This window comes from Streptomyces sp. DSM 42067 (assembly GCF_055792885.1).
The window spans coordinates 6331370-6358138 of the sequence record NZ_CM147706.1 but is presented as its reverse complement, the minus strand read 5'-3'; the positions used below and the strand labels follow the sequence as shown (position 1 = coordinate 6358138).

General features: G+C 70.1%; 16 protein-coding genes. 11 read left to right on the top strand and 5 right to left on the bottom strand.

Features of this window, described 5'->3' with window-relative positions; genetic code table 11:
- The first annotated feature begins 89 nt into the window (after positions 1–89).
- From ACSMXV_RS28925 to ACSMXV_RS28910, 4 genes are read left to right on the top strand one after another with little or no spacing between them, the layout of a single operon-like run.
- Complete coding sequence (locus ACSMXV_RS28925) at positions 90–1010, top strand: carbohydrate ABC transporter permease (protein ID WP_473174122.1); 921 nt, start codon at positions 90–92, stop codon at positions 1008–1010.
- Complete coding sequence (locus ACSMXV_RS28920) at positions 1007–1909, top strand: carbohydrate ABC transporter permease (protein ID WP_473174121.1); 903 nt, start codon at positions 1007–1009, stop codon at positions 1907–1909. Before ACSMXV_RS28925 ends, ACSMXV_RS28920 begins: the two co-directional genes overlap by 4 nt.
- A gap of 2 nt (positions 1910–1911) precedes the next feature.
- Positions 1912–3630, top strand: coding sequence for a hypothetical protein (locus tag ACSMXV_RS28915; protein ID WP_473174120.1), 1719 nt, complete (start codon positions 1912–1914; stop codon positions 3628–3630).
- Between the two features lie 49 nt (positions 3631–3679).
- Positions 3680–5527, top strand: a complete 1848-nt coding sequence (locus ACSMXV_RS28910) for a hypothetical protein (RefSeq protein ID WP_473174119.1) — start codon at positions 3680–3682, stop codon at positions 5525–5527.
- A gap of 89 nt (positions 5528–5616) precedes the next feature.
- On the opposite strand, the gene glgP is transcribed toward ACSMXV_RS28910, so the two are convergent.
- Positions 5617–8250, bottom strand: coding sequence for an alpha-glucan family phosphorylase (gene glgP, locus ACSMXV_RS28905; protein ID WP_473174118.1), 2634 nt, complete (start codon positions 8248–8250; stop codon positions 5617–5619).
- A 416-nt stretch (positions 8251–8666) separates the two neighbouring features.
- Here glgP and ACSMXV_RS28900 point away from each other — a divergent pair, with 416 nt between their 5' ends.
- The 5 genes from ACSMXV_RS28900 to glgB all read left to right on the top strand — a co-directional run bounded on the left by ACSMXV_RS28900 (position 8667) and on the right by glgB (position 19330).
- Positions 8667–9872, top strand: a complete 1206-nt coding sequence (locus tag ACSMXV_RS28900; RefSeq protein WP_473174117.1) for a S8 family peptidase — start codon at positions 8667–8669, stop codon at positions 9870–9872.
- Between the two features lie 422 nt (positions 9873–10294).
- Positions 10295–12289 carry an alpha-1,4-glucan--maltose-1-phosphate maltosyltransferase gene (locus ACSMXV_RS28895; RefSeq protein WP_473174116.1) on the top strand — a complete coding sequence of 665 codons (1995 nt, stop codon included), beginning with the start codon at positions 10295–10297 and terminating at the stop codon, positions 12287–12289.
- Positions 12286–13989 (top strand): maltose alpha-D-glucosyltransferase, encoded by a 1704-nt coding sequence (gene treS, locus ACSMXV_RS28890; protein ID WP_181655575.1) that lies wholly within the window; start codon positions 12286–12288, stop codon positions 13987–13989. Before ACSMXV_RS28895 ends, treS begins: the two co-directional genes overlap by 4 nt.
- Before the next feature lie 213 nt (positions 13990–14202).
- The gene (locus ACSMXV_RS28885; protein ID WP_473174115.1) at positions 14203–15690 is read left to right on the top strand and encodes a maltokinase N-terminal cap-like domain-containing protein; all 1488 of its coding nucleotides are present in this window, start codon (positions 14203–14205) and stop codon (positions 15688–15690) included.
- A gap of 1465 nt (positions 15691–17155) precedes the next feature.
- On the top strand, positions 17156–19330 hold the full coding sequence (gene glgB, locus ACSMXV_RS28880) for a 1,4-alpha-glucan branching enzyme (RefSeq protein ID WP_473174114.1): 2175 nt from the start codon (positions 17156–17158) through the stop codon (positions 19328–19330).
- Positions 19331–19413: 83 nt separating this feature from the next.
- On the opposite strand, the gene ACSMXV_RS28875 is transcribed toward glgB, so the two are convergent.
- The 4 genes from ACSMXV_RS28875 to ACSMXV_RS28860 form a co-directional block, all read right to left on the bottom strand.
- Positions 19414–21702: a HelD family protein gene (locus ACSMXV_RS28875; RefSeq protein ID WP_473179094.1), complete on the bottom strand. Its 2289-nt coding sequence runs from the start codon at positions 21700–21702 to the stop codon at positions 19414–19416.
- A gap of 130 nt (positions 21703–21832) precedes the next feature.
- The gene (gene trxA, locus ACSMXV_RS28870) at positions 21833–22165 is read right to left on the bottom strand and encodes a thioredoxin (protein ID WP_473174113.1); all 333 of its coding nucleotides are present in this window, start codon (positions 22163–22165) and stop codon (positions 21833–21835) included.
- A 4-nt stretch (positions 22166–22169) separates the two neighbouring features.
- On the bottom strand, positions 22170–22589 hold the full coding sequence (locus ACSMXV_RS28865) for a MerR family transcriptional regulator (protein ID WP_473174112.1): 420 nt from the start codon (positions 22587–22589) through the stop codon (positions 22170–22172).
- 215 nt (positions 22590–22804) lie between these two features.
- Entirely contained in the window at positions 22805–24184 is a 1380-nt protein-coding gene (locus tag ACSMXV_RS28860) for a cation:dicarboxylate symporter family transporter (RefSeq protein WP_473174111.1), read from the bottom strand.
- A gap of 189 nt (positions 24185–24373) precedes the next feature.
- On the opposite strand from ACSMXV_RS28860, the gene ACSMXV_RS28855 reads away from it, so the two are divergent.
- Both ACSMXV_RS28855 and ACSMXV_RS28850 read left to right on the top strand, forming a co-directional pair.
- A complete protein-coding gene (locus tag ACSMXV_RS28855; protein WP_473174110.1) occupies positions 24374–26074 on the top strand; it encodes a sensor histidine kinase in 1701 nt (566 codons plus the stop codon).
- The gene (locus ACSMXV_RS28850; RefSeq protein ID WP_473174109.1) at positions 26071–26760 is read left to right on the top strand and encodes a response regulator; all 690 of its coding nucleotides are present in this window, start codon (positions 26071–26073) and stop codon (positions 26758–26760) included. The genes ACSMXV_RS28855 and ACSMXV_RS28850 overlap by 4 nt, the downstream gene beginning before the upstream one ends.
- The last annotated feature ends 9 nt before the right edge of the window (positions 26761–26769 follow it).

Below are 26769 nucleotides of genomic sequence, written 5' to 3'. Positions count from 1 at the left end.
CACCGCCGCCCTGGCCTGGGCGCCCACGCAATGCCGGGCTCATGGTGTGAGCCCACAGGAATCCATTCCACCAGCACGGAGTCAGGAAGATGACAAAACGCGCCTCGGACGTGTCCGCCGTGTCCGCGAGCCCGCCCAGGAGACGCAGCAAGTACACCGTCGCGCCGCTCGTCCTCATCGCGGCCAATGTCGTGCTCTTCGCGCTGTTCTTCGTCTGGCCGGCGGTGATCGGGCTCGTCTACTCCTTCACGAACTACACGGGCGTAGGGGCGTTCCAGTTCGTCGGACTGGACAACTACCAGAACCTGGTCGGGGACTCCACCTTCTACGACGCGCTGAGCCGGACGCTGCTGTACACCGTGCTCTTCGTTCCGCTGAACTTCGTGTTCTCGCTGCTCATCGCCAACGTGCTGGTGAGCAAGCACGCCAAGGGCGTGTCGGTCGCCCGCGTCTTCTTCTTCATCCCGTGGCTTCTGTCGCCCATCGTCGTGGGTGTCCTGTGGCGGTGGCTGTTCGGTGAGAATTTCGGACTGGTCAACTACCTCATCGAGAAGCTCGGCGGAAGTGCCGTTCCGTGGCAGTCGAACGCGGACCTGTCGCTGATGGTGGTGGTGGTGGCGGCATCCTGGGCCTGGACGGGCTTCTCGATGCTGCTGTTCATCGCTGCGATCAAGAACGTACCGACGTCGTACTACGAGGCGGCCGCACTCGACGGCGCCGGTCCGTGGCGCCAGTTCATCAGCATCACACTGCCGAGCATCGCGCCCACTTCCTTCATCGTCATCCTGCTCAACACGATCCACGGGATGAAGGAATATCCGCTGTTCGCCTCCCTCAACAACGGCGGACCCGGAACGTCGAACAACCTGCTCGTCCAGTACATCTACCAAACCGGCTTCAAAGCGGGCCAGATCGGCTACGCGAGCGCCGCGTCGTTCGTGCTCATGCTCATCCTGATGGCCGTCGCGATCATCCAGCTGATGGTCAACCGGCGGGTGGAGAACCGATGACAACCACAGACATGCCACGCCCGGTCGACGCCGAGCCCGGACGGGCCGTCTCCAAGAAGCGGCCCCGCAGCGCGGCCAGCGGTGGGCTTCGGCGCGCGGTGCCCGCGACGACACTGCTGTGGGTCCTGGCGGCCCTCTACGCGGTGCCGGTGCTGTGGTTCGTCCTCAGCTCCTTCAAACCGGCGGGAGACCTGTTCTCCCTTCCGCTGACGCTGTTTCCGCACGACCCCACCGTGTCGGGTTACAAGGCGGCGTGGGACAGCGCCAACTTCTCCCAGTACTTCATCAACACGACCATCGTGTGTGTGATCGCGACGATCCTCACGGTGGGAGTCAGCTGCTGCACGGGGTACGCGCTGGCCAAGTACGACAACAAGTGGCTCAAGGTCTTTTTCGTCGGCATTCTGGCCACCACGATGCTGCCGTCCGAGGTCATGCTCGCCCCGCAGTTCCTGGTGGTCCGCGACCTCGGCCTCTACAACTCGCTCGCCGGCATCATCCTCCCGGCCGTGCTCACCGCGACCGGGTGCTTCATGTTCCGCCAGTTCTTCCTGACGGTCCCCGACGAGCTCATCGAGGCCGCCCGCATCGACGGCGCGCGTGAGCTGTCGATCTTCCTGAGGATCATGGTGCCGCTCTCCCGGCCCATCATGCTGACGCTCGCCATCCTGTCGTTCCAGTGGCGGTGGAACGACTACATCTGGCCGCTGCTGATGCTCAACGACCCCGAGAAGTTCACCGTGCAGATCGGCATCCAGAGCCTCGTCGGGGCGCAGAACATCAACTGGTCGGTGCTGCTCGGCGGATCGGTGATCTCCATGATTCCGCTGATCGTCGTCTTTCTGGTGTTCCAGCGTTACGTCATGAACGCCGACATCAACGCCGGACTGAAGGACTGACCTTGCCCACCCCGCTCGACCACGAGTTCGTCCGCGCGGCAGCCCGCGCCGCCGACCGGCTGGCCGCCCCGCTGGCGGCCGCCCCAGACGAGGAACCCGCCGGTGTGCCGCACCGTGGTCTCGCGCGCCGGGTGAAGACCCTGGTCGCGGCATACCGTTCCCCGGACTCGGCACTGCACGGCAGCAAGCAGGCCGTCGCCGCCGCGATGACCCACCTCCGCGCCCTGCGGGCCGTGCAGACAGCCTCCGGCCTCTTCGCCGGCGGCGACAACGTGCAGTCACCGCCGGACTCCGCGTTCACCGTCAACGACGTGTGCGACGCGCACGTCCTCGCCGCCGGCGCGGGGCCCGAACTGCGCGAGGTCACGGCCGCGCTCGCCGAGATCGCCGGCGCCGCCTCCGGCAGTCTCCTGACCGGTGGGGTGCATACCCCCAACCACCGCTGGGAGCTGTGCGCGGCGCTGGCCCGGCTGCACCGGTCGTTCCCCGACGACCGGCTGCTCGACCGCATCGAGGAGTGGCTCTCCGAGGGCGTCGACATCGACGCGGAGGGCCTGTACTCGGAACGGAGCGCCAACTACGCGGCCCACGTGTCCAACCCGTCGCTGCTGCTGCTGGCCGACGTGCTCGGCCGCGCCGACCTCCTGGACGCCGTAGAACGCAATCTCGCCACCACCCTGGACCTCATCAGGCCGGACGCCACGGTGGAGACCGTCCACTCGCGACGGCAGGACCAGAACCACCCGTACCCGCTGGGGCCCTACCTGCCGCACTACAGGCTGCTCGCGATCCGCACCGGCCGGGGCGACTTCGGCCGGGCGGCACGGCTGGCGGCCGCCGGCGGCATCGACGACCCCGACCTGCTCGCCCAGACCCTCCTCACCCCGGAGCTGTGCCGGGCCCTGCCGGCCCCAGCCGCGGAGACACTTCCGCGCGACCGGTACCTCACCACCGCACGCCTCGCCGCACGCGCCTCGGCCGACGTGCACACGGTGGTGTACGGCGGCTCCGACGTGCCCGAGCACCGGCGCATCCGCTCGGGCCTCGCCTGCAACCCCACCTTCCTGCGCCTGTTCGCCGGCGACGCAGTCCTCGACGCGGCCCGCCTCTCGCGGGGGTTCTTCGACATGGGCCCGTTCCGCGCCGCCGGCATGCAACAGCTCGCCGACAACCGGTACCGGCTCACCGAGACCCTCACGGCCGCCTACTACCAGCCGCTCCCGACGAACCAGAGGCGGGACGACGGCGTCTACCGGCTGGTGGACGAGGGACGCTTCTCGGCCGCGATGGCCTTCCCGGACCGGCCTCGGAACGAGGTCTCACACACGACCCGCGTCGAGGTCGACCTGAGGGAAGACGGTGCCGACCTGCGCATCGACATCAGCGGACCACGGGTGCCCTGGGCCCTCGAACTGACCTTCCGGCCGGGTGGCGTGCCCGAGGGCGCCGTACCGATCGGCGACGGACGCTGGTGCCTGACGACCGGGCCGATGACCTACCGGGTCGGCGACGACGAGATCCGGGTCGAGGCCGGCGTCGAGGCCGGCGAACCGCTTGCCGGGCCGGACCGGAGCGACGTACTGCGCTACGACCCGGGGCAGGACTACACCGTGGTGGGCGGCACCGATGCGACGACCGGGAACCGCGTCTACATCGGCGGACTTGGCCCGCACACACTGACCGTCGCATTGCGCGCCCGCCGGCCCGCACCTGTCGTGTGACCCCGACGACCCACACCATGGCCATCTCAGGCATGAAGGGCTGATCTCCGTGCACCTCCCCCACCAGCGCGGCCCCCTGCACAACCTGCCCGACACCCCCGAGGCCTACGACGCCGTCCTCGCCGACGTAGTCGAGCAAGCCCTGCGGCGGATGACGCCGGAGGGCAACCTCGAACACCCCGACTGCGTCGACGACATCGGCGACACCTCCCTCGGCCTCACCTCTCTGCTGGTGCTCGCGCAGCAGCGCACCAAGGACCCGCGGCTCCCGGAGGCGGTATGCCGCAGCCTCGCCTTCCACCTGAACGAGCGCGTCTACACCGAGGACAACCCCGGCTACCCGAACCTGAGGATCCGCAACTCCGGGTTCCCGTACGCCCGTTACACTCTGGCGGCGGGCTCCCACCCCATCGGCGACTGGCCGAGCACGGTGTGGGCGCTGCTCCAGGCGGTGAACATCCTCGACGCACCGGACGGCCTGGTCGATGCCGACCAGCGCGCCCAACTGCTCGACGTGGCCCGGGGTTACTGGCGCTGGCTGACCGAGGCGACCTTCTTCAACCCGCAGCAGGCCGGCAACCAGGCCATCGGGTGCGTGGTCGGCGGCCTGATGCTGGCACGCCATCTCCCGCGGGAGGAAGGGGAGTCGGTCCGCTCGCGGGCGCTCGGCCTGTACGCCGAGAAGATCCGCGCCCACCGGGTGAGCGACCGGGGCGCCCTGCTGCCCCCGGAGCACGGCGGCGCCTACGACAACAACTACGGCCCGATCTCCCTCTCCTTCCTCGCCCAGGCCCACCGGGTCAGCGGCGAGGAGATCTTCGCTGAGGACGGCGACGCGCTCGCCCGCTACATCGACGCCCGCCTCACCGGCGGCGGCTTCGACAACGGCGGTCCCCGCTACAGCGAGCAGCACTCCGGCTTCGAGTCGGTCCTCGGCCTGCGCTACTTCAGCCGCCGCATCGGCTCCGACCTGGGCCGCTACCGGGGCGACACCCGCTGGGGGCGGCACGCGGTCAAGCCTGACGGCGGGGTCGACGGCCACTTCGCCTGGATGCTGGTCTGGCAGATCCAGGACCCCACACGCTGGCACCGCACACCCTCGGCCGAGCCCGTACGCCACCAACTCCGGGCGGGCACCGTCTCGGTGGCGTTCGACGACCGTATGACCCCGGCGGTGGTCGAGGCGGGCGGCACCTACTACCTGCCGGCGGCCGTCAACCGCCAGCACGGGTTCGGCCCCGTCACCGACAGCTTCCTGCTCTGCCGCCCGATGGGCGAGGTCCGCGTCCGCGACGTGAGGGCCGATCGCCTGACGGCCAAGCTGGTCACCAAGCCCGTCGTCGGCCGTGACCACGTCCTGCGGCACGTCCGGTCCCTGTACGTCACCGACGGCGCGACCCTGTGGACGACGGTCGCCGTCGAACGCCTCGACGGGACGCCGCCGTACCTGCTGGCCGGGATGCCGTACGCCGAGGACGACGGCGACCGGGTGCTGCGAACGGCCCACGCGGCCGTGGCGTCGGCGGGGCCGCTGCGGCTGACCCACCCGGCGGCCCAGGGCGCGGACCACTTCGACGCCCGTGCCGAACTCACTCAGGAACAGGCCGCGTTCGCGCTCGCCGCCGACCCGCGCGGTTACGGCAACCCGGACGACGGCTGGCGCCACATCGTCGCGACCACCGCCCTCGAGGCGGAGCCCGCGCCGGGTGCCCCGGACGGGCTGACCGTCTTCGCCGTCCGCTACGGGCCCGCCCACGCCGACGAGCCGTTCACACCGGTCTTCGAGCACACCGATGCGGGCCTGCTCGTCACCACCGAGGCGTTCACCGCGGTGATCGGCCCGCCCGAGGGGGACGCCACGGGCGAGCCGGTGCTGGAGCTGCGACAGCCAGGCTGACGCCCGGCTGAGGGCCGGAACAGCGGAACTGCACCGGTCGGGCCGACCACCCGACCGGTGCAGTCCACATCAACGGCGCTCCGAAGCCGTCACCGCATCAGAACCCCCGCCTCCTCCCCGGTCGCCTCCGAAGGCACCGCCACCAGCCCGAGCTCGGCGGGCGAGCCCAGCAGGCGATGGGAGGGAAGGATCCGCACGGTGTAGCCGTAGGGCCCGGTACGGTCCAGCGAGAGCGGGCCCTCGTACACCCAGCGCCCCTCCAGGTCCGGGCCGCCCGCCGGCTTCAGCGGAACGACGGATCCGTCCGCGATGCGGTCCTCGGAGTCGACGCGGCCGGCCACGACCTGCACCTCGACGTCGTCCGGCTGCAGGTCGCCGAGGCGGACCCGGACCCGCACGCCCAGCGTCGAGCCGAGCTCCGCGGTCGAGGAGGCGGCCGAGACCTCGACATGGTCCACGGCCACGTGCCCCCAGGCACCGCGCACCCGGGACTTCCAGACCGCGAGCTCCCGTGCGGACTCCGGGTCCATCGCACGGTGGGCGCGAGCGGCCGGTGCGTACAGCCGCTCCACGTACTCCCGGACCATGCGCCCGGCCAGGACCTTCGGCCCGAGGTGGGTGAGCGTCTGGCGGACCATGTCGATCCAGCGGTCCGGCAGACCCTCCGGGCCGCGCTCGTAGAACCGGGGCGTGACCCGCTGCTCCAGCAGGTCGTAGAGCGCGCCCGCCTCGAGGTCGTCGCGCCGGTCGGGGTCCAGCCCCGAGCCGTCCGCAGTGGGGATGGCCCAGCCGAAGTCGGGCTTGAACCACTCGTCCCACCAGCCGTCGAGGACGGACAGGTTCAGACCGCCGTTCAGGGCCGATTTCATACCGGAGGTGCCGCAGGCCTCCAGCGGGCGCAGCGGGTTGTTGAGCCAGACGTCGCAGCCGGGATAGAGCTTCGTCGCCATCGCCATGCCGTAGTCGGGCAGGAACACGATGCGATGGCGCACGCGCGGATCGTCGGTGAAGCGCACGAGCTCCTGGATGAGCCGCTTGCCGCCGTCGTCCGCCGGGTGCGCCTTGCCCGCGATCACGATCTGGATCGGGCGCTCCGGGTGCAGCAGGAGCTCCATCAGCCGGTCGCGGTCGCGCAGCATGAGCGTCAGGCGCTTGTACGAGGGGACGCGGCGCGCGAAGCCGATGGTCAGCACGTCGGGGTCGAGGACGCTGTCGATCCAGCCCAGCTCGGCCGCACCGGCGCCGCGCTGCCGCCAGGAGGTGTTCAGCCGCTTGCGCACCTCGGTGACCAGCTGTTCGCGCAGGACGCGCCGCAGGTCCCAGATGTCCTGGTCGGGGATGTCGGCGATGGTGTCCCAGCGCTCCGCGCCGCCCACCGACAGCGCCTCCTCGGCGCGCCGGCCGCCGGTCTGGCGGGCGCCGAGCCGGAAGACCTCGGGAGCGACCCAGGTCGGGGCGTGGACGCCGTTGGTGACGGAGGTGATGGGGACTTCTTCGGGGTCGAAGCCCGGCCACAGTCCGGCGAACATCTCGCGGCTGACGCGCCCGTGCAGCAGCGACACGCCGTTCGCACGCTGACCGAGGCGCAGCCCCATGACTGCCATGTTGAAGAGGTTCGGCTCGCCGCCGGGGTAGGTCTCCATGCCGAGCCGCAGGATCCGCTCGACGTCGATACCGGGCAGCTCGGCGTGGGGCCCGAAGTGACGGGCGACGAGCTCGCGGTCGAACCGGTCGATGCCCGCGGGCACGGGTGTGTGCGTGGTGAAGACGGTGCCGGCGCGCACGGCTTCGAGGGCGGAGTCGAAGTCCAGCCCTGGACCGTTCAGCCCCTGGCCTGCGAGCTCGTGGATGCGTTCGAGACCGAGGAATCCGGCGTGCCCCTCGTTGGTGTGGAACACCTCGGGCTCCGGGTGCCCGGTGAGCCGGCAGTACGTCCGGACGGCCCGCACACCTCCTATGCCGAGGAGCATCTCCTGCAGCAGCCGGTGCTCGCTGCCGCCGCCGTACAGCCGGTCGGTGACGTCGCGCTCGCCGAGGTCGTTCTCCTCGACGTCGGAGTCGAGCATCAGCAGCGGTACGCGGCCGACCTGCGCCAGCCAGATGTGCGCGCGCAGCGACTTCCCACCGGGCAGGGCGATCTCGACCTGGCTCGGTGTGCCGTCCTCCTCTCGCAGCAGGCTGACCGGCAGCTCGTTCGGGTCGAGGACGGGGTAGTGCTCCTGCTGCCAGCCGTCGCGCGACAGGGTCTGCCGGAAGTATCCGTGCCGGTAGAGGAGCCCGACCCCGATCAGCGGTACGCCGAGGTCGCTGGCCGCTTTCAGATGGTCGCCCGCGAGGATGCCGAGCCCTCCCGAGTACTGCGGCAGCGCGGCGGTGATGCCGAACTCGGGTGAGAAATAGGCGATGGCGGCGGGCAGTTCGGCGGACTGCTGCTGATACCAGCGGTCGCCGGTCACATAGTCCTGCAGATCGGCGGCGACGGCGCCGAGCCGCTGCAGGAACTGCTGGTCCCGGGCGAGCTCGCTCAGGCGGTCGGACGGCACGCTGCCCAGCAGCCGCACCGGATCGCCCTGCGAGTCTGCCCACCTCCCCGGGTCGACGGACTCGAAAAGATCACGGGTCTCCGTATGCCACGACCAGCGCAGATTCCGCGCGAGGTCGCTCAGCGGACGGAGGGGTTCGGGGAGTACGGGACGTACGGTAAATCGACGGATGGCCTTCACGTGGCTCCTCTTTGGCGCCGGAAGGGCGCCGCTCTTGCGGAGGTGGTTGATCACCGTCGGGGTGCCTCAGTGATTACGGTACGGGGCCCTCAAGGGATGTCACGTGACTTCGACAGTAGCGGCGCGGCAGCTCCGTAACCACGGCGCACAATGTGCCCGCCGGTGCACAGGGTGTGTCCGGCGCCGTCCCTCACACACCCCTCGGCCCGCACACGTGTCTGGAAATCGCCGCAACCTCCGCACCCTTCACGAGCCCCCCACGGACGATATGGCCGATTCCGCCCCCTCGGGTGGTCTTGTAGCGCTTCACACCACACGAGAGGCTGCCAAGTGGCGTCGGCGGGGGGATCGACAGATCAGCACCAGTGGCTGAACTCTGCCCGGCGCATGTCGAGTTGAGGAGGGGAACTCACGACATGGCACTGACGCGTACACAGCGTCTGCGCTGGGCAGGGGCTCTCACCGCGGTCACCACGGCCGCGGTGCTCTCGGCCGTAACCCTGCCGGCGCAGGCCGCCCCCGCGGAGGGGCGCGTTCTGGGGGCCGGGGCACCCGGTTCCGTCAGCGGCAGCTACATCGTGACACTCAAGGGGGGAACGAAGGCTCCGTCGGGCGCCGGCAAGGCCATCCCATCGAAGTACGGGGCGAAAATCAGCCACACCTACAGCACGGCACTGAACGGGTACGCGGTGCGGGCGGACGCCGCGGAGGCCCGGCGCCTGGCGGGCGACCCGAAGGTCGCCGCGGTCGTCCAGGACGCGAGGGTGACCGTGGACCACAACCAGAAGAACCCGCCGTCCTGGGGCCTCGACCGCATCGACCAGGACGACCTGCCGCTCGACAAGTCGTACACCTGGCCGGAGTCCGCGGGTCAGGGGGTGACGGTGTACGTCATCGACACCGGCATCCGCACCACGCACAAGGACTTCGGCGGCCGCGCGACCAGCGGCTGGGACTTCGTCGAGGACGACGCCGTCGCCCAGGACGGCAACGGCCACGGCACCCATGTGGCGGGCACCGTCGCGGGTACCACGTACGGCGTGGCGAAGAAGGCGAACGTCGTCGCCGTGCGCGTGCTCGACGACGCGGGCGGCGGCACGTTGGCGCAGGTCATCGCCGGGATCGACTGGGTGACGAAGCACGCCCGCAAGCCGGCGGTCGCCAACATGAGCCTGGGCGGTCCCGCCAGCCCCCAGCTGGACGCGGCGGTGCGCAACTCGATCGCGTCCGGCGTGACGTACACGGTCGCCGCCGGGAACGAAGGGCTCCCGGCGTTCCTCGACTCGCCCGCGCGGGTCCAGGAGGCCATCACGGTCGGCGCGACCGACAAGAAGGACGCCCGGGCGAGCTTCTCGAACTGGGGAGCGCGGCTGGACCTGTTCGCTCCCGGTGTGGACATCACATCGGCGTCGTACGCTGACGACACGGGCAGGGCGACCTTCTCCGGTACGTCCATGGCGGCGCCGCATGCCGCGGGCGCTGCCGCGCTCTATCTGGCCGACCACGCCTGGGCATCTCCGGCCGAGGTGAGCAAGGCTCTCGTCGACCGGGCCGTTTCGGGCAGGGTCACCGGCGCACTGCCCGGCTCACCCAACAAGCTTCTCCAGGTCAACAACCCGTAGCAGCTGGGGGTGCCTCCCAGGCCGTCAAGGCACTGGGGAGGAAAAGCCCTCGAGAAAGGCGTGTTCATGGCACCGGCCCCGTCTCCGCGGCGGGGCCGGTGTTGTGTGCGCATCTACGCGCGAGTAGTTAACACTCCACCGGATTGCCCACCCGAGGACGAGGGGAAGGCTCATCCGGTACGCACAGAAACCTCTCGGACACCTCGCCGTCCGTTCCCCGTGCTAGACCCTCTTCACACCGTCGTATCGGCCCACCCCCCTCCTGACACCAAAACAGTCGGAGCGCCACCGGCGCCCCTCCGAATGAGTGAACGCGGACAGGAGCGGCCATGCCCGCAACGCGCCAGTCGTCGACACCACAGATACAAAGGGCAAAGGGCATATCGCCCAAAACCCTCCATACAGACCCCCCAGGTGATCCCATGATCGGCCGCATCCCCGTCCTGGATGTCCGCCCCCTCGTCGACTGCGGTCGCAGGCCCGCGAAGGCGGTGGCGGGTGAGGCGTTCCAGATCACCGCGACCGTCTTCCGCGAGGGCCATGACGCGGTGGCGGCCAATGTCGTGCTGCGCGATCCGGAGGGCCGGAGCGGCCCGTGGACTCCGATGCGCGAGCTGGCCCCCGGCACCGACCGCTGGGGCGCGACGGTCAGGCCGGACACCGAGGGCCGCTGGACGTATGCGGTCGAGGCCTGGAGCGACCCGATCAGCACCTGGCGCCACCACGCACGGATCAAGATCCCGGCCGGCCAGGACACGGAGCTGGTGCTCGAGGAGGGCGCCCAGCTGTACGAGCGGGCGGCCAAGGGAGTGCCCAAGGCCGACGGCGGCCGTGAGGCCGTGCTGGCCGCGGTGGACGCGCTGCGCGACACCGGACGCCCGGCCGCATCCCGGCTGGCCGCGGCACTGACACCCGACCTGGACGCGGTGCTCGCCCAGTACCCCCTGCGCGAGCTGGTGACGTCATCGGAGCCCCTACCCCTGCAGGTGGAGCGGCAGAGGGCGCTGTTCGGCTCCTGGTACGAGTTCTTCCCGCGCTCGGAGGGCGCGGTCGTCGAGGAAGGGAAGCCGCCGGTCAGCGGTACCTTCAGGACCGCCGCAGAGCGGCTGCCGGCGATCGCGGCGATGGGCTTCGACGTGGTGTACCTGCCGCCCATCCACCCGATCGGCACAACGTTCCGCAAGGGACCCAACAACACCCTCTCGGCGGGTCCGCACGACGTCGGCGTGCCGTGGGCGATCGGCTCCCCCGACGGCGGGCACGACGCGATCCACCCGGACCTCGGCACCATCGAGGACTTCGACGCCTTCGTGCGTACGGCCAAGGAGCTGCGGCTCGAGATCGCTCTCGACTTCGCGCTGCAGTGCTCCCCCGACCACCCGTGGGTCCAGAAGCACCCCGAGTGGTTCCACCACCGTCCAGACGGCACCATCGCGTACGCCGAGAACCCGCCGAAGAAGTACCAGGACATCTACCCGATCGCCTTCGACCGGGACATGAAGGGGCTGATCGCGGAGACCCTGCGGGTGCTGCGGCACTGGATGGACCACGGGGTGCGGATCTTCCGCGTGGACAATCCGCACACCAAGCCGGTGGTGTTCTGGGAGAAGGTCATCGCGGAGATCAACCGCACCGACCCGGACGTCATCTTCCTGGCCGAGGCGTTCACCCGGCCCGCCATGATGCACACACTCGCGGCGATCGGCTTCCAGCAGTCGTACACGTACTTCACGTGGCGCAACAACAAGGAGGAGCTCACCGACTACCTCACCGAGCTGTCCGGGGACGCCGCCTCCTATATGCGGCCCAACTTCTTCGCGAACACACCCGACATCCTGCACGCGTACCTACAGAAGGGCGGCCGGCCCGCCTTCGAGGTGCGAGCCGTGCTGGCCGCGACGCTCTCGCCGACCTGGGGCGTCTACAGCGGCTACGAGCTGTGCGAGAACATCCCGGTGCGCGAGGGCAGCGAGGAGTACCTGAACTCCGAGAAGTACGAGCTTCGCCCGCGCGCCTGGAAGACCGCGGAGCGCACGGGGAACAGCATCGCGCCCCTGATCACCACGCTCAACCGGATCCGGCGCCTCAATCCGGCGCTCCAGCAGCTGCGTGACCTGCACTTTCACCAAGCGGACCAGGACGCGGTCATCGCGTACTCAAAGCGCAGTGGTTCGAACACGATTCTGGTGGTCGCCAACCTGGACCCGCACCACACCCAGGAGGCCACGGTCTCGTTGGACATGCCGCTCCTAGGGCTGGACTGGCACGACACCGTTCCGGTACGCGACGAGCTCACCGGAACGACCTACCACTGGGGCAGGGCGAACTACGTGCGCCTGGAGCCGGGTCGAGCGCCCGCGCACGTCTTCACCGTCCTGCGACCGTCCTCACCGATCGGAGGGTCACCCACAACATGATCGTCAACGAACCCGTCGCGGACACCTTCGAGGACACACCCGCCCAGGAGCGGGACCCGGATTGGTTCAAGCGAGCCGTCTTCTACGAGGTGCTGGTCCGCTCGTTTCAGGACAGCAACGGCGACGGCGTCGGAGATCTGAAGGGCATCACCGCCAAGCTCGACTATCTGCAGTGGCTCGGCGTGGACTGCCTGTGGCTGCCGCCCTTCTTCAAGTCGCCGCTGCGTGACGGCGGCTACGACGTCTCCGACTACACCGCCGTCCTTCCCGAGTTCGGCGACCTCGCCGACTTCGTGGAGTTCGTGGACGCCGCACACCAGCGCGGCATGCGGGTGATCATCGACTTCGTCATGAACCACACCAGCGACCAGCACCCGTGGTTCCAGGAGTCCCGCGCCCACCCCGACGGCCCCTACGGCGACTACTACGTCTGGGCCGACGACGACAAGCAGTACCAGGACGCGCGGATCATCTTCGTCGACACCGAGGTGTCCAACTGGACCTTCGACCCGGTCCGCAAGCAGTACTTCTTCCACCGCTTCTTCGCCCACCAGCCGGACCTGAACTACGAGAACCCGGCCGTCCAGGAGGAGATCCTCGCCGCGCTGCGTTTCTGGCTCGACCTGGGCATCGACGGCTTCCGGCTCGACGCGGTGCCGTATCTGTACGCGGAGGAGGGCACCAACTGCGAGAACCTGCCGGCGACGCACGAGTTCCTCAAGCGGGTCCGCAAGGAGATCGACGCCCACTACCCGGACACGGTCCTGCTGGCCGAGGCCAACCAGTGGCCCGAGGACGTCGTCGACTACTTCGGCGACTACGCGACCGGCGGCGACGAGTGCCACATGGCGTTCCACTTCCCGGTGATGCCGCGCATCTTCATGGCGGTCCGCAGAGAGTCGCGCTACCCCGTATCGGAGATCCTCGCCAAGACGCCGGCGATCCCCACGAAGTGCCAGTGGGGCATCTTCCTGCGCAACCACGACGAGCTCACGCTCGAGATGGTCACGGACGAAGAGCGCGACTACATGTACGCGGAGTACGCCAAGGACCCGCGGATGCGCGCCAACATCGGCATCCGCCGGCGCCTCGCGCCCCTGCTCGACAACGACCGCAACCAGATCGAGCTGTTCACGGCCCTGCTGCTGTCGCTGCCCGGCTCGCCGATCCTCTACTACGGCGACGAGATCGGCATGGGCGACAACATCTGGCTCGGCGACCGGGACGCGGTGCGCACACCGATGCAGTGGACGCCCGACCGCAACGCGGGCTTCTCGTCCTGCGACCCCGGCCGGCTGTTCCTGCCGACGATCATGGACCCCGTCTACGGCTACCAGGTCACCAACGTCGAGGCATCGATGTCGTCCCCGTCCTCGCTGCTGCACTGGACGCGCCGGATGATCGAGATCCGCAAGCAGAACATGGCGTTCGGGCTCGGCTCGTTCACCGAGCTGCCCTCGTCGAACCCCGCCGTGCTGGCCTTCCTGCGCGAGTACAAGGACGACCTCGTCCTCTGCGTGAACAACTTCTCGCGCTTCGCGCAGCCGACGGAGCTCGATCTGCAGGCGTTCGACGGACGGCATCCGGTGGAGCTGATCGGCGGGGTGCGGTTCCCGGCCATCGGTGAGCTGCCCTATCTGCTGACGCTCGCCGGTCACGGTTTTTACTGGTTCCGCCTGCGAAAGGACGGCTCTGCGTAGTTCCGGGCGGCGGGGCGGTTTCCACCGTCCCGCCCTGGGAACTGTGACCATCACCGAATCCGTACGGTGTCGCACCGGTCTGGTCCGTTGCTCCGGTCGAGTCCGTACGGACCATCCTCACCCGACACGTCCCGTACAGCCGCACAGCATGTGACGCATTCCGGGACACTTGACGCGCATTTCTGTGGGTGCCCGGGGAAAGGACGCGACGCCATGTCGGAAGCCGCCACCCGCAGGGGTACGACCTCCATCGCGCCTCCCGACCTGCTCGCGTCCCTCGATCCCCTGTTGCGGGAGTGGCTGCCGCGGCAGCGCTGGTTCGCCGGCAAAGGGAGGCCCGTCACCGGCTTCGCCCTGATCTCCGCGACCGAGCTGCTGGAGCCGCCACTGGCATCCCCCGGTGTCATCCACCTCCTCGTCCAGGCGGAGCAGCACCATCAGCCCATACACGTCGCCGGCACACCGGGACACAGCAGCGCGCCGCACGCCGACGACTGCTACCAGCTGCTGATCGGCGTCCGGAAGGCGCTGCCGCCGCATCTCGCACCCGCGCTGATCGGGCACGTGACGCACGGTCCGCTGGCCGGGCAGACCGTGTACGAGGGCCTGCACGATCCGCACATCGCCGAGCTGCTGCTCGAGCGGCTGCGGCTGCCGGGGCGGCTCGGGGAGCTGCGGTTCGGGCGCGACACACGCGTGGACATCCCGTTCGGCCTGGTACCGCGTGCGCTGGGCGCGGAGCAGTCCAACACCTCGCTCGTATACGGAGATACGTTCATCCTGAAACTTTTCCGTCGCGTGGTGCCGGGGGTGAACCCGGACCTGGAACTGCCGCGGGCCCTGGCCCGGCAGGGCTGCGGGCGGGTACCCGCGCCGGTCGCCTGGTTCGAGTCGCACCAGCCAGGCCCGGCGGCCGAACCACTCGTACTCGGCGTACTGCAGCCCTACCTCAAGGGGTCCACGGACGGCTGGGAGCTGGCTCTGCGCATGCTCGCCAAGGGCGAGGACTTCAGCGGCGAAGCGCGGGCCCTCGGCCGTGCGACCGCCGAGGTGCACCTCGCGCTCAGCCGCGCGCTGCCCACCGCGACGCTCGGCCACACCCAGGTGGAACAGATCGCCAAGGGGATGACCGAGCGCCTCGAAGCGACCGCTCAGGCGGTGCCCGCCCTGCGCCCGTACGCTCCCGGGCTGCGCTCCGCCTTCGACGCGCTGGCGCAGCTGGGCGCCGAGGGCCGCACCTGGACCGCCCAGCGCGTCCACGGCGATCTGCACCTGGGGCAGTGTCTGCGCGCCCCCTCTGCGGGCACCTCCCACGCGTTGAGCAGTGGGGGAGACTGGTCGATCATCGACTTCGAGGGCGAGCCGGCACGTCCGCTCGGCGAGCGGCGGATGCCGCAGCCGACGGTGCGGGACGTCGCCGGCATGCTCCGCTCCTTCGACTACGCCGCCCGTTCCCACCAGCCGTGGGCGCCCGAGTGGGCCGACACCTGCCGGGCCGCGTACTGCAGGGGGTACGCGGAGGCGTCGGGCAGCGACCCGCGTACCGAGCCCGTGATACTGCGCGCCTACGAGACCGACAAGGCGGTGTACGAGGTCCTCTACGAGGCGCGGCACCGCCCCGACTGGCTGCCGGTTCCGCTGGCCGCGGTCCGCCGGCTCGCCGCCCCCGACCCAGCCCATGACCCCGGCTCCGGCCGCTGACCCCGCACTCACCGACGCCCCCGATCGCCCACGATCGCCCACGACCGACCCGATGCCCTCCGAGGAGGCCTCCCCCGTGACCCGCCCACCGTCCCGCAAGCCATCCGACGAGTCCGACGCGCCGCCCGTGCCGCCCATGCCGCCCGCGCCGCGCTCAGCGGAACCGATCTCCGAGGCCGCGGGCGCCGGTTCCGGTACCGCCGCGAAGGAGGCGAAGAAGACTTCGGCGAAGCCGGCCGGCGGCTCCTCGAAGAGCACGTCGCAGAAGAGCACGTCGCGGAAGAGCACGTCAGGCAAGAGCTCTTCGGCGAGGGAGACCAAGGCGCAGCCGCGTCAAGCAGAGCCGGAAGAGGCAAGCCGGGGGAAGACGGGTCCGGGCGAGGGGGCCTCGGAGAGGGCGGTGCCGGGCGAGGCGGCAACGAAGAAGGCCGGTAAGAGCGAGACGGCAACGGGCAAGGCAGTGACAGGCAAGGCAGTGACGAGCAAGGCTGTTACGGGCAAGGCGGCTTCGGAGAAGACAGTGACTGGGAAGGCCGCGTCAGGCAAGGAACTCAAGGAACAGCAACGTCCCGAGACCGCTCTCAGCGAAGCGGCCCGGGAGTCAGCCGCCACTGGTGCGGCGGCCCGGGCGACAGCCGCATCCGGGGCGACAGCCCCCGCCGCGGCCGCTTCCGATGCAGCGGCCCTGGGGACGGCCGCCTCCGGGGCAGTGGCCCCAGGGACGGCCGCCTCGGGCGAAGCGGGCCGCGGGACAACCGCCTCCGCCGGGGCGATTCGGGCAACGTCCGCCTCGCGCAAGGCGGCCTACGGGAAGACGCCCACAGGCGCGGCCGGCCCCGGGAACCCCTCATCCGGCGAAGCGCCCCGGGAAACAGCAGTTCCTGGTGCGGCGGGCCGGGCCACGGCCGCCTCCAGCGGCGCAGCCCGCACGACACCCACCTCGGGCAAGGCAGCCCCAGGGAACCCCACATCCGGCGGGGCAGCAGCCCAGGAGACAGCCGCCAACGCAGCCGCCCGGGCAACGGCCCACTCCAGCAGGGCAGCCCACACGACACCCGCCTCGGGCACACCGGCCCCGGAGACCGCCACCGGGATGGCGGCCCACCGGAACTCCGCATCCGGCGAGGCTGCCCGCGGAGTTGCCGCTTCCGCTTCTCGCGAAGCGGCTTCAGGGGCCAGCTCCTCCGGCCAGGCAGGACGGGCGACCGGCGCGTCCAGCGCGGCGGCCGGGGCGACACCCCCCTCGGGCAACTCAGCCGAGGAGAAGGCCGTATCGGGCAGGGCGAACCCCGGGACACCCGCCTCCGGCAACCCGGCACAAGGCAACGCCGCCCCGGACGACCCGGCCCGGGAAAACGCCGAATCCGGCAGGACCTCTGCCCAGAACGGCGCGTCCGGCAAGGGGTCCGGTTCCGGGAACAGGAACTCGCCTCCGGGCCGCCCCGGCGTGCGGCCTGCCGATCCCGTGCCGGCCGACGACCGGGAGCGGCTGCTGAACGGCACGCACCACGCCCCCCACTCGGTGCTCGGCGCCCACCCCGTGCGCGCCGGCATCGTGTTCCGTGCGCTGCGGCCGTACGCGCAGTCGGTCTCCGTCGTCGCCAAGGGGCTGCGGGCGGAGCTGCACGACGATGGGGACGGCTTCTTCTCCGGTGTTCTGCCGCTGCGGGACGTTCCCGACTACCGGCTGCTCGTGGCGTACGCAGGCACAGAGGTCGAGACTCAGGATCCGTACCGCTTCCTGCCCGCGCTCGGCGAGCTCGATCTGCATCTGATCGGTGAGGGCCGGCACGAGCAGCTGTGGAACGCGCTGGGTGCGCAGCCCATGGTGCACCAGGGCGTGACCGGCACCCGCTTCACGGTGTGGGCGCCGAACGCGCGCGGTGTGCGGGTGGTCGGAAACTTCAACTACTGGGACGGCACCGGTTTCCCGATGCGCTCGCTGGGCTCGTCCGGCGTATGGGAGCTGTTCGTGCCGTCGCTCGGCGAGGGCGAGCTGTACAAGTACGAGATCACCCGGCCCGACGGGTCGAAGACGATGCGCGCGGACCCGGTGGCCCGCCGCACCGAGGTGCCGCCCGCCAACGCCTCGGTGATCGACGAGTCGCACCACATCTGGCGGGACGACGAGTGGATGGCGGGGCGCGGCGCCCGGCCGGTGCACGAGTCGCCGTTCTCCGTGTACGAGGTGCATCTGCCGTCCTGGCGGCCGGGGCTCACCTACCGCCAGCTGGCCGAGCAACTCCCGGCGTACGTCAACGAACTGGGCTTCACGCACGTCGAGCTGATGCCCGTCGCCGAACACCCCTTCGGCGGCTCCTGGGGCTACCAGGTCACCGGGTTCTACGCCCCGACGGCCCGGATGGGCACCCCCGACGACTTCAAGTACCTGGTCGACGCTCTGCACCGGGCGGGCATCGGGGTCCTCATGGACTGGGTGCCTGCGCACTTCCCGCGCGACGACTGGGCGCTGGCCGAGTTCGACGGACGGCCGCTGTACGAGCACCAGGACCCGCTGCGGGCCGCGCACCCGGACTGGGGCACGCTGGAGTTCGACTACGGCCGCAACGAGGTCCGCAACTTCCTGGTGGCCAACGCGGTGTACTGGTGCGAGGAGTTCCACATCGACGGGCTGCGGGTCGACGCCGTCGCCTCGATGCTCTACCTCGACTACTCGCGCGAGTACGGCCAGTGGACCCCGAACGAGTACGGCGGCCGGGAGAACCTGGACGCGGTGGCGTTCCTGCAGGAGATGAACGCGACGGTGTACCGGCGGGTGCCGGGAGTCGTCACCATCGCCGAGGAGTCCACGGCCTGGGACGGCGTCACCCGCGCCACGCACCACATCGGCCCCGGCGGCTTCGGCGGTCTCGGCTTCGGCCTGAAGTGGAACATGGGCTGGATGCACGACTCGCTGGGTTACGTGTCCCATGAGCCCGTGCACCGCAAGTACCACCACAACGAGATGACGTTCTCGATGGTGTACGCCTACAGCGAGAACTACGTGCTGCCGATCTCGCACGACGAGGTGGTCCACGGCAAGGGCTCGCTGGTGTCGAAGATGCCGGGCGACTGGTGGCAGCAGCGCGCCAACCACCGCGCGTATCTGGGCTTCATGTGGGCCCACCCCGGCAAGCAACTCCTCTTCATGGGGCAGGAGTTCGCGCAGGGCGCCGAGTGGTCGGAGAGCCGCGGACCGGACTGGTGGCTGCTCGACCCGGCCTATGCGGCGGAGCCCGACCACCGCGGCGTACGGGACCTGGTGCGCGATCTCAACACCGTGTACGTGCGCGAGCCCGCCCTGTGGGAGCGGGACACCGACCCGGCCGGGTTCGCCTGGATCGAGGGCAACGCGGCGGAGGACAACGTGTTCGCGTTCCTGCGCCATGACGCGGAGGGCTCCCCGCTTCTTGTCGTCTCCAACTTCTCGCCCGTGGTGCGCCATGAGTACCGGGTGGGTGTTCCCGACGACGTTCCCGCGTGGCACGAGGTTCTCAACACGGATGCCGCGCGGTACGGGGGCAGTGATGTGCGGAATCCGGATCCGGTCAAGCCGGAGCCGCAGGGGGCCCATGGGCGCCCTGCGAGCATCCGGCTGGCTCTGCCGCCGCTTGCCACGGTGTGGCTGCGGCCGGCCTGAGTTCGCCCCCTCCGCCCCTACCCGTCCCGTCCCCGGGGGGCTTCGCCCCCCGGGCCCCCTTATCGGCCTTGACGGCCTCGTCCTCAATCGCCGGACGGGCTGATTTCAAGCCCCTCTGGCAGCGGGGTGCTGTGAATAACCCCCAAGGCCTGAGTCGCCCTCGTCAAAGCCACGTACAGGTCACTCGTGCCATAGCGCGACGGCTCGACGACCAGGACCGTGTCGAACTCCAGGCCCTTCGACTGGCGCGGGTCGAGCAGCACCACCGACCGGGTGAGGTCCGGTTCGGCTCCGGCCGTGATGCCGGGCAGGTGTGCGGCGAGTTCGCGGTGCAGGTCGCGCGGGGCGATGACCGCGAGGCGGCCCTCCACCGGGGTCGACTCGGCGACGGCCTTCGCGACCGTGCCTGCCAGATCGGCTCGCGTGGCGGCGCGCGCCCAGGGGCGGTTGCCCGTCGACCGCACCGAGCTCGGCGGTTCGAAGCCGGGGTGCTCAGCACGGAGCACGGCGGCGGCCACGTCCATGATCTCCGAAGGCGTGCGGTAGTTCACGCCGAGCCGGTTGTGCTCCCAGCGGTCCTCGACGTACGGCTCGAGGATCTTCTCCCACGAGCCGACGCCGGCCTCCTCCGCCGTCTGGGCCGGGTCGCCGACCAGCGTCATCGAGCGCGTCGGGCAGCGGCGCATCAGCAGCCGCCACGCCATGGGCGACAGCTCCTGCGCCTCGTCCACGATGACATGGCCGAACGCCCAGGTGCGGTCGGCGGCGGCCCGCTCGGCGGCGCTGCGGTGGTCGGCCTCCTCGTGCCGCTCGGCCATCCGCTCGGCGTCGATGATGTCGTGCGCGGACAGGACCTCCGAGGCGTCGGGGTCACTGTCCTCCTTGTCCTCGAACTCGTACGTCCGCGAGGCGTACGAGACGTCCAGCACGCCCTGCGCGAAGGCGATCTGCTCGCGCCGCTCCCGATCCGCCGCGGCCTTCGCCACCCGGTCGTCCTCGCCGAGGAGTTCGGCGGCCTCGTCGAGGAGGGGCACGTCTGCGGGGGTCCACGCGCGCGTGGAGCGCCGCCGGATCACCGCCGCGTCCTCGTCCGACAGGTGCGTGGGGTCGGCCAGGAAGTCGGCGACGAGCTGCTGCGGGGTCAGCCGCGGCCACAGCTCGTCGATGGCCGACCACACCTCCGGGTTCTCGGCGAGCTCGTCGCGGATCTGGGTGATGTCGCTCGCGTCGAGCAGGTTCGAGCCGTCGTACGGGTCGGTGCCGATGCGCTCGGCGACCATGTCGGTGAGCGTGTTGAGGATGTGGCCCTCGAAGTGCTCGCGGGCCACGTTGTGCGGCAGACCGGTCTCGCGGGTGCGGTCGCGGGCCACCCTTACCAGATCGTCGTCGAGCAGCAGGACGTCACGGTCGTGCTCGATGGCGCGCACGGGGTCGGGCAGCGCCTGCCGGTCGCGTACGACGGCGGCGAGGACGTCCGCCATCTCCGCGCGGCCCTTGACCGCGGCCGCCTTCGGGGTGTCGGTGCCGGTGGCCCGTACGCCGGGATACAGCTCGCCCATCGTCGCGAGCAGCACGCCCGTCTCGCCGAGCGACGGCAGGACCTCGCCGATGTAGCCGAGGAACGCCGGGTTGGGGCCCACGATCAGCACGGCGCGCTTGGCGAGCAGTTCGCGGTGCTCGTAGAGGAGATACGCGGCCCTGTGCAGCGCCACCGCCGTCTTCCCGGTGCCGGGACCGCCCTCGACGACGAGGACGCCGCGGTGCGGGGCGCGGATGATGCGGTCCTGTTCGGCCTGGATGGTCTGCACGATGTCGCCCATACGGCCGGTGCGCGCCGAGTTCAGGGCGGCGAGGAGCACCGCGTCACCGGTCGGGTCCTCGTGGCCGGTGCGCTCCTGGTCGTCGAGGTCGAGGATCTCGTCGTGCAGTTCGGTGACCGTCCGGCCCTTCGTGGTGATGTGCCGGCGGCGGCGCAGGCCCATCGGCGTATGGCCGGTGGCGAGATAAAAGGGCCGGGCGACCGGGGCGCGCCAGTCAATCAGAACCGGTGTGCGCTCGGCATTGTCCTCGCGGATTCCGACACGTCCGATGTGGTGGCTCGTTCCCTCGGTGAGATCGATGCGGCCGAAACAGAGCGAACCATCCACCGCGTTGAGCGCGGCGAGCAGACCGGAGCGTTCGGCGACCAGCACATCCCGTTCGAGCCGCGCCTGCAGGCCGTTGCCGACCGGGGCAAGAGCGCCCGCCAGTTCGGCCTCGGTGCCGCCGCGCAGCGCGTCCACGCGCGCATAGAGGCCGTCGATGAATTCCTGCTCGCGCTGCAATTCCTCGTCTGTAAATCGCGCGTTTGACAATTCCACTCCCGCCCGGATATACTGCCCTCAGTGAACTTCTCCGTGACTCAACTTCCGTAAAGTCACGAAGGATTGAATATACGTAAAGAAATGCCCCGACGCAATTGCGCCGGGGCATTTCTGTCGTTCGGCCATGGGCCGTCCGGGCTCAGAGGACGTCGGCCAGCTCCTCCAGCAGCCGCCTCTTCGGGCGCGCGCCCACCATCGACTTCATGGGCTCCCCGTCTCGGAACAGCATGAGAGTCGGCGTCGACAGCACGCCGTACGCGATCGTCGTCTGAGGGTTCGCGTCCACGTCCAGCTGCACGACCTTCAGCCGGTCGCTCTCCTCCCGGGCGATGTCGCTCAGCACCGGCGCGAGTTGCCGGCACGGTCCGCACCAGTCCGCCGTGAACTTGACCAGGACCGGTACGCCGGCACCGACCACCTCCGACTCGAAGTCCGCGTCCGTCACCTCGGTCACGCCTGTCGCTTTGATCATTCCGTCACCCTCCCAGCTCGCAGTGCGGCTCCGGACCGCCCGGAGCCCCCGCCTCGGCCGCCAGCTCGTCGCGCGCCCTCTCGGCCCGCTCGAGTTGCACGCGGACCCCATCCCGTACGGCCGCCAGTTCGCCGATCAACGTGTCCAGCTCGGCAAGCTTGCGGCGGTAGACGACGAGCGACGCCGGGCAGGAGTCGCCGGCCGGATGGCCGGCCCGCAGACACTCCACGAAGGGCCTGGTCTCCTCCAGGTCGAACCCGAAGTCCTGCAGGGTCTTGATCTGCTGGAGCAGCCGCAGATCCCGCTCGTCGTACGTGCGGTACCCGTTGCCGCCTCGCCGCGCGGGCAGCAGCCCTCGCGACTCGTAGTAGCGCAGCGCCCGCGTGGTCGTCCCGGCCCGGGCTGCCAGTTCGCCGATTCGCATGCCGCGACCGTAATCCTTGACGCCGACGTCAAGGCAACAGCCGCCATGCTCAACCTCGCGATGGGCGGCGCCTTCCCGGACGGGGTCGCGAGAGCCTTCCCGGACGGGGTCGCGAGACAGGAAAGCGCCGGGCGGGCTGGAGATTCCAGCCCGCCCGGCGCGTACTCAGCCCGTCCGGCGACCGTTCAAAGCCCCCAGCGGGTTCCGAGGCGGAGCTACGCCTTGACCGGCTCCTGCGCCGCCTCGTTCCGCGGCGAGGGCACCGCGTCGCCGGACGCGTCGGCAGCCGACTCGTCCAGCAGCGTCCGCTCGTCGAACGGCAGCTTCCCTGCCAGCACCTGACCGACCCGCTCCTTGTCGATCTCCTTGGTCCAGGTGCCGATCAGCACCGTGGCGACCGCGTTGCCCGCGAAGTTCGTCAGGGCGCGCGCCTCGCTCATGAAGCGGTCGATGCCGACGATCAGGCCGACGCCGTCCACCAGCGCGGGCTTGTGCGACTGCAGACCACCGGCCAGCGTGGCAAGCCCGGCCCCGCTGACACCTGCCGCGCCCTTCGACGCGACGAGGAGGAAGAGCAGGAGCGGGATCTGCTCGCCGATCGACATCGGGGTGCCCAGGGCGTCGGCGATGTAGAGCGAGGCCATGGTCATGTAGATCATGGTGCCGTCGAGGTTGAAGGAGTAGCCGGTCGGGACGGTGATACCGACCACCGGCTTGCTGACGCCCATGTGCTCCATCTTCGCGATGAGCCGTGGGAGAGCGGACTCGGAGGACGAGGTGGACAGGATCAGCAGGAACTCACGGCCCAGGTACTTGAAGAACGTGAGGATGTTGAGGCCCGCAACGGCGCGCAGCAGCGCGGCGAGCACGATGAAGACGAAGAGGAAGCAGGTGGCGTAGAAGCCCAGCATCAGCACGGCGAGGCTCTTGAGCGCGTCCAGTCCGGCCGAACCCGTGACGGCGGCGATCGCGCCGAAGGCGCCGATGGGCGCGGCCCACATCACCATGGCGAGGATGCGGAAGACGAGCCGCTGGATGTGCTCGACACCGCGCAGGATCGGCTCGCCGACAGAGCCCATCGCCTGCAGCGCGAAGCCGGCGAGCAGGGCGACGAGGAGGGTCTGCAGGACCTGGCCCTCGGTGAACGCGGAGACCATCGTGGTCGGGATGATCGAGAGCACGAACTCGACCGGCGGCAGGGCCTCGGCGGACACCTGCTCCTTCCCGGCCTCCTTGACCGCGTCGGTCACCGCCAGGCCCGTACCGGGGTCCAGGATGTTGCCGACGACCAGGCCGATGGCGAGGGCGACCAGCGACATGACCAGGAAGTAGCCGAGCGCGAAACCGCCGACCTTGCCGACCTTGGCGGCCTTCCGCACCGAGCCGATGCCCAGCACGATCGTGCAGAAGATGATCGGCGAGATCATCATCTTGATCAGATTCACGAAGCCGGTGCCGATCGGCTTCAACTCGACCGCGAAGTCGGGCGCGATCAGGCCCACGGCGATGCCGAGCGCCACCGCGATGATCACCGCGATGTAGAGATAGTGGGTGCGGTCCCGTCGGGTGGCGGGCTTCACCTGTGTTTCGGACACGGGTGCCTCCTTGACGACATTGTCGGCGTGCGTGGGTACGGCAATACATGCGGTACTCGGCGCGTTACGCGCAGTCCGTGCGGCTCACGTCCTGGCCTGATCGATGCGGTGACTATCTCCCAGGCTGTGAGAGCGGTCACGCTTACGTTCATTTAGTTCACGCACGGACCGCGAGGCAGACTGACTGTCATGCGCTTCCCCCGCCCCCGCAGCCTGGCCGGCCAGCTCTTCGCGATGCAGGTCGTGCTCGTCGCTGTCGTGGTGGCCGGATGCGCGCTGTTCACGTACATCAGCGACGGACGCCAGGCCGAGCAGGCCGCACAACGCCAGGCGGGGGCGGCGGCGCGCGCGGTCGCGGTGGCGCCGTCCGTGCGGGAGGCGGTGGACGACCACGATCCGTCGAAGGTCCTCCAGCCTTACGCGACGGAGGTGCAGCGCAGCACCGGCGTCGACTTCGTCACGATCATGGACACGCACGGCATCCGCTGGACGCACCCCGACAAGGCCCAGATAGGACAGCACTTTCTCGGCCATATCGAGCCGGCGTTGCGCGGCAAGACCTTCTACGAGACCTACACGGGCACCCTGGGCCCGTCGGTGCGCGTGGTCACCCCGATTCACAAGGGCGAGCGGATCGTCGGGCTGGTCAGCGCGGGCATCACCGTCGAGGAGATCAGCGCCCGGGTGCGCAGCCAGCTCACCGCGCTGTTCGGCGTGGCAGTGGGTGCTCTGGTGCTGGGCGGCATCGGCACGTATGTGGTCAACGCCCGGCTGCGGCGGCACACCCATGGCATGAACGCGACCGAACTCCGCCGTATGCACGCCTACCACGAGGCCGCTCTGCACGCCGTCCGCGAGGGGCTGCTGATGCTGGACGGGCAGCGGCGGATCGCGCTGATCAACGACGGCGGGCGGGAGCTGCTCGGCGTGTCCGACGAGGACGACGTGATCGGCAGGAACGTCGCCGAGCTCGGCCTGCCCAGCCCGCTGACCGGCGCGCTGCTGGCCAGCGAGCCGCGCGTGGACGAGGTGCATCTGACCGCGGACAGGGTCGTCGTCGTCAACACCTCGCCGGTCTCCGGCGGGGAACGCCGCGGTACGGTCGTGACGCTCCGCGACCACACAGAGCTGCAGGCCGTGATGGGCGAGCTGGACTCCGAGCGGGGCTTCACTCAGGCCCTGCGCTCCCAGGCGCACGAGGCGGCGAACCGCCTGCACACCGTCGTTTCGCTGATCGAGCTGGGCCGGGCCGACGAGGCCGTCGAGTTCGCTACGGCCGAGCTGGAGCTGGCGCAGGTGCTCACCGACCAGGTCGTCGCCGCGGTCGGCGAGCCCGTGCTGGCGGCGCTGCTGCTCGGCAAGGCGGCCCAGGCGAACGAGCGGGGCGTCGAACTGCTGGTGTCCGACGACAGCAGCATCGACGACGGCCTCCTCCCGGAGTCCCTGCCCGCCCGCGACCTGGTCACGATTCTCGGCAACCTCATCGACAACGCCGTCGACGCGGCCCAGGGGTCCCTGCACGCGCGCGTGACCGTCACGGCGCGCGCGTGTGAAGCCGGCCTGATCCTGCGCGTATCGGACACCGGCCCCGGAGTGGATCCGGCCCACGCCGAAGCGGTGTTCCAACGCGGCTGGTCCACCAAGCCCGCGGGCCCGGGCGGCCGCGGCCTGGGCCTGGCGCTGGTCCGCCAGACGGTGCTACGAAACGGGGGCACGCTGACGGTGACGGAATCGGCCGAGGGCGGCGCAGAATTCACGGCGAGCCTGCCGCTGCCCACTGTTGCGGACAGCGGTTCAACCGTTGTGCCCGCGATTCCCGCGCCCCCGGGTGAGACGGAAACCCACTCAAGAGAAGCCGCAAACGGCGCGGCCCCCGGAGGAACAGAGTGAGCACTCCGCAGGAGGAGATCCGCGTACTGGTCGTCGAGGACGACCCCGTCGCGGCGGACGCCCACCGCCTCTACGTGGAGCGAGTCCCCGGCTTCACCGTGGCCGGAGTCGTCCACAGCGCCGCCGAGGCCCGCCGCGCCCTCGACCGCATGCACGTCGACCTGCTCCTGCTGGACCTGCACCTCCCGGACGGCCACGGTCTGCAGCTCGCCCGTACCCTGCGCGCGGCGGGCCATCACACCGACGTGATCGCGGTGACGTCGGCGCGGGATCTCGCGGTGGTGCGCGAAGGCGTCTCGCTGGGCGTCGTCCAGTACGTCCTGAAGCCGTTCACTTTCGCAACGCTGCGCGACCGCCTCGTACGCTACGCGGAGTTCCGTACGACGGACGGCGAGGCCACCGGTCAGGACGAGGTGGACCGGGCGCTGGCGACCCTGCGGGCCCCCGGTCCTGCCGCCCTCCCCAAGGGCCTCAGCGGCCCGACGCTGGAGCGGGTCTCCCGCACCCTGCGCGACTGCCCCGACGGTCTGACGGCCACGGCGGCGGCCGAGTCCGTGGGCATCTCCCGGATCACGGCACGCCGTTACCTGGAGCACCTGGTCACGACGGGGCAGGCGGCCAGGAGGCCGCTGTACGGTCAGGTCGGCCGACCGGAGTTCAACTACTGCTGGGTGAGCCAGGACTGACCTGGCATC